This window comes from Thermococcus sp., assembly GCF_027012695.1.
GTDB lineage: Archaea > Methanobacteriota_B > Thermococci > Thermococcales > Thermococcaceae > Thermococcus.
Genome location: NZ_JALUYR010000019.1, coordinates 1 through 4,306 on the forward strand (window position 1 = coordinate 1; position 4,306 = coordinate 4,306).

General features: G+C 52.3%; 5 protein-coding genes. All 5 read right to left on the reverse strand.

What is annotated here, in order from left to right; genetic code table 11:
• The coding region (cmr4, locus tag MV985_RS00990; protein WP_297458238.1) for a type III-B CRISPR module RAMP protein Cmr4 at nucleotides 1-392 on the reverse strand (392 nt) is incomplete at its 3' end.
• Nucleotides 392-691 carry a CRISPR-associated ring nuclease Crn3/Csx3 gene (gene crn3, locus MV985_RS00995; protein WP_297458241.1) on the reverse strand — a complete coding sequence of 100 codons (300 nt, stop codon included), beginning with the start codon at nucleotides 689-691 and terminating at the stop codon, nucleotides 392-394. The genes crn3 and cmr4, both read right to left, overlap by 1 nt.
• Nucleotides 675-1,670: a hypothetical protein gene (locus tag MV985_RS01000; RefSeq protein WP_297458244.1), complete on the reverse strand. Its 996-nt coding sequence runs from the start codon at nucleotides 1,668-1,670 to the stop codon at nucleotides 675-677. Before MV985_RS01000 ends, crn3 begins: the two co-directional genes overlap by 17 nt.
• Nucleotides 1,670-2,767 carry a type III-B CRISPR module-associated protein Cmr3 gene (gene cmr3, locus MV985_RS01005; RefSeq protein WP_297458248.1) on the reverse strand — a complete coding sequence of 366 codons (1,098 nt, stop codon included), beginning with the start codon at nucleotides 2,765-2,767 and terminating at the stop codon, nucleotides 1,670-1,672. The genes MV985_RS01000 and cmr3 overlap by 1 nt, the downstream gene beginning before the upstream one ends.
• Nucleotides 2,764-4,306 (reverse strand): type III-B CRISPR-associated protein Cas10/Cmr2 (gene cas10, locus MV985_RS01010; RefSeq protein ID WP_297458254.1); only part of this gene is annotated, 1,543 nt, incomplete at its 5' end. The genes cas10 and cmr3, both read right to left, overlap by 4 nt.

The following is a 4,306-nucleotide window of genomic DNA, read 5'->3' on the forward strand; positions in this document are numbered from 1 at the left end:
ACATCAAAGTTCACCTCCTTGCCTGCTAGCTCCATGTCCCTCTTGAACCTCTCGAGAACGAGTGGACTGGTTACGTAGGCGAAGACACCTTTAGCACTCCTGACAGGGAAGAGGAGTATCTTAGCGTCGCCGACGCTTATCGCCCCTGCATAGGCGTTTTTTCTTAGTTCATCAACGTCCGGGCCGAAGATAGAGTATATAACTTCCAGGTCCATGCCACCGTCTTCGAAGGCATGCCTCAGAACGCCCTTGAGGCTCTGGCCCCATATCACGGGAAAGCCAGTGTGCTTCTCCCTCTGTATCGGAAGGTCTATGACGCTGGTCTCTGAACCACTGCCCGCGTGCACGGGCGATATAGTGTAGATTCCCAAAACGAGTTTCTTCGAGTACATCAAACCACCTCCTCAGTGCTCAGCGGGATTACATCCCCCGGCGTTACTCCGGGCACGTGAGATTCCACAACAACTGCCCCCCCAAGCCTTGGGTCGTAGGTTGCCACCCAAACGGTGGGGTGGTAGTAATGGACAAGAAAGGCGTAGAGCCATATAGGTCCCCTTCCACTCAGGATAACTCCTTTTCTGCCATTTACCGCAGGGGGTTTTAACGTTTTAAGAACCCCCGGCCTTATTGGGCCCTCCGTGTCAAAGGAAACAAGCGTGAATTCCCCAAACTCCCTAACAAGAAACTTCATTAAAGGGCACCTCCTTTAGTATACCCTGTTCCTTCGCCCACTTTTGCCAGTCTGAGGGATTGCGAACGTTGGATTGGACAATTTTACCGAACATCGCGAGCACTCTGTCCAGCATGTCACCCCTCGTAAAGGTGTTGGAATCAACGCTGACGAGGTACCTGGCCCTTATCAGTTTTGGGATAAACTCGTCGCTGTAGTTTGGATTCTTGTGTTTGAGTATCTGAGCAAGCTCGTTTTTTGAGATAAAGTCCCTTCCTTCCTTGCTGAACTTATCGTAGAGCTCCCTGATGATACTCCCCAGCCCCATGTCAAGGGGTGGAAGATCGTACCATCTATCCATAACATCCTTTACGATTGTATTTATGTTATTTTTGTTGGGTTTTGGTATCCAGGAGGGTTCAAGTGCCAATGTGTTCTGGAACACATAGTAGTATCTACTTGGGATGGCGGTGAAGGATCCTGAAAGCAAGAGCGCAAGGTTCATCTGGTTGGTACCTCCTATGAGGTTAAGCCAGACCTCTTTCCTTCTCAGTCCTTCGAGGGTTATTCCCATCTTCTCAAAGGAATCTTCAAAGTCCTGATAGTCGGTTTCAACCAGAAACAACTTATTCTCTGTTGAGAGAGTTAAACACACATCGAACTCGTCGTTGAGATAGCGAACGAGTTTCTCCAGATAACGCACAACGGGTCTTTCTATGGGTTCTTGCTTCGATCCTCTCATCCTGAACCATCTTGATTCGTACCTTAACGGCATCCTCCCGTGTATTACCTCGGGTGAATCGAAGGCTATTATGTGTTCGGGCAAACCTGCTATCTTTTCGTAGCTTCCCTTCCCCTCCATCTCGCCGGATCCGGCAAAAAACGCTTCTGCACTGGGGTTGCCGAGCTGCGCCGCCGCTTGGAGTATGTACACTATTGACAAGGGCATTGTCAGGGCTCCCGGACTCGTCCCCAGACCCGAAACGTGATAAACCCCCATCACCAGCCTCCCCCTACGAGAACAAGGCCATAACCTGCCCATGTCATCCTTCCAAGCTTAGGAGGTATTGATAGATCCTTCTCGGCATCAAGCCATATAACAGTTCCTGGCGGGAGGGCGTAGTAGGTCGGTTTCGGCATCTTTTTAACGGCGTCCCAGCCCGTTACGTGAATCAGTCTGTCCGTGAAGACCTTGACAACGCGGGCCTTGCCTTTGAGTTCTTCTTCGATGAAGGCCCTCACGCTGCTGCCCTTGACTATCAGGGGCGTCGCGACATAGAGTTTGAACTTCTCGTCTGCTTTAACGTCTCCACCGGCTTTCAGCGGAAAACTCCCCGCCTTGAATTCAAAGCCAGCAAACCTCGACTCGCCTCCGAGTTTCAGGAGGCCCTTCTCACCTATTGTATCCTCGATGACCTTCTCATCGCCGGGCTCAAAATAGACGGTGATTACTGTTTCTTCCAGGACTTCTTTTTCCCTCTCCTCCTGAAGTCTCAGGGCCGATATCCTGTAGAGGAGCCCCTCCTGGGCGGTCCTCTTCTCGTTGAGCCCGATGCCGATTCTGGTTTCCCTCTCATAAACGTCCTTAACTTCTCGTATGTTGGCCTCGACATGAGGGCCGTCATTAAGATCTCCCGACAGGTACCTCTCGAGGGCCTCAGCGGGTATAAAAGCCCTCCTTGGCCCAAAGTGGAGAACCTTTTTCCCTTTAACCTCCGCAACCACACCCACCCTGCCATCCGAAAGGGGATGAGCCCTGAGGGGAGCAATTCTACCTTCGACTTCAACGAGGTCCATGGGAAGAGGAAAGAGCGGCCTTGTTTCGCCTTCATCGTTGGTCCTCTCGAAGCCAAAGAACGTCCCGAGGATGGAAAATTTCGGCTCCCAGTTCCTGGGATCGGGGATTTTCTCAACTCCGCTGTTGGTTCTCCTGAGGTTCAGAAGGTCAAGCTTGCCTTTTTCGTAAATCGCCCCCATTATTGCTCCGGCTATCGTGTGGGGTAACGGCTCGATGCTCTCGGCGACGTGGTTCTCTCCGGCCGAGAAGTCCCTGCTCTCCCTGAAGAAGAGGATGTCGTAGGGGGAAATTTTCATCATGCTCCCACCCCCATTTCGAGGAGGACCTTGAGGAGATAGGCAGCTCCCCGCAGTTGTTTCCTGAGAACAAGAGCGGCAATTTCTCTGGCCAGGTCTTTGCTTACTCCGGCCGATGAAAGCTCCTTCTCCAGACGTCCGAACCAGAAACCTCCCCTCGTTAGGCTTTCCTCCAAATTCTGGAGTTCCCCTTTTAAGTCCTCAAAGGTCTCGTCGGGCCCTTCCCTCTCGGGGTCGTCAGCTATCACCCTGTTTACTGCCTCGTTGAGCCTCCTGGTGAGCATCCGGAGAGCCTTTTTGCCCGGATCCATGCCGAGTTCTTTAATCTCCCTTTCATCCACCTTTACCCTTACATGCCTTGCAATCCACAGGAACTCGGCGAACCTGTTGAACACCTCCCGCTCCTTTTCATTCTCACCGTAGTTGGAGTGCCTCATCAGCTCGTACCTGAGAAGGTAGAGAATCGCCCCCGCGTCGTTGGGCCAGGTGTTCACACCCTCCCCAATCTCGTAGATTATCCTGTTACTCAGTCCCTTCTCATCCTTCCTCAGCTCCTTCAGGAGGGATTGAAGCGGCGGGAGTTCTTCCGCATGATTTTCATTGTCCTCTTCGCATCCCTTTCCCTTTAGACCCTCGAAGAGCCTCCAGTTGACGACAATCCTGTAGTAACTACCGCTGTGCTTGAGGTAGCCTATTGCCAAAGCGTTCCTTCCGCTTTCCTTCGCCAGGTGTTCCAGCTCGTTAACCCTCCTGACGGCGCTGTAGAGGGGCTCCTTGTAGTAAGTTACGAGCAAACCGGCACTCATGCTCCTTGTGTGGCCCTGAAGGGGTTCATATCCATCCCAGTCGGTTCTGAAGTGGTTCTGAAGGTTATAGGCAAGCTCAATAGTCCTATCAGTTGGAGCAAGCGCGAAAACATCGTCTCCACCCGCGTAGAGGAGCTCGGCGTTCTTACCCCTGCTCTCCTTCGGCACCTTCTCAACGGCGAACCTGCTGAGGGAACGGGTTATTGCTATGTGTATCGGGGGTGTAACGGGCCTCGGAATAGCTGGAGCGTTTCCGAGGGCGTATTCACTGAGGGGTTTGACAGCTTTGGCTCCGCTTATAACTTTGCCCATGTGGTCGCCGTCCATCTTGAGGATGGCGTAGTACTTTGGCGGCTCGCCGATTAGTCCGGCCAGTTTCTTCACGGCGTCTCTTATGCCCTCCAGGTTCACTCCACTAAGACGTTCGTCATTCTCGTCCGTACCGTAGAGCTTGGTGAGGGCTTTCATACTCAGGAGGTTTTCCACGTAAAAGACCTCACTGTTGGGGCCGAGTTCCTCAAACAGCCCCTTCAACTGTTTGTAGAGTGCATCTACCCCCTCTTTAAACTCTCTTGCCAGCTTTCCAACTAACCCCGATTGAAGTTGAGTAATTTTGTTTTTGTCTTGAAGCCAGAGATGGACATCCGCCCACGTTACGGGCCTTCTTTCGCCGTTTCCCTCGAGACAGAGCTCTCCTTTGATACAGCGCTCTATTGCCTTTTCAGTGGGCCTTCTG

Coding starts and splice junctions, on each gene's coding strand:
- cmr3 (WP_297458248.1), bottom strand. CDS start 2,767: ATGATGAAAATTTCCCCCTACGACATCCTCTTCTTCAGGGAGAGCAGG.
- MV985_RS01000 (WP_297458244.1), bottom strand. CDS start 1,670: ATGGGGGTTTATCACGTTTCGGGTCTGGGGACGAGTCCGGGAGCCCTG.
- crn3 (WP_297458241.1), bottom strand. CDS start 691: ATGAAGTTTCTTGTTAGGGAGTTTGGGGAATTCACGCTTGTTTCCTTT.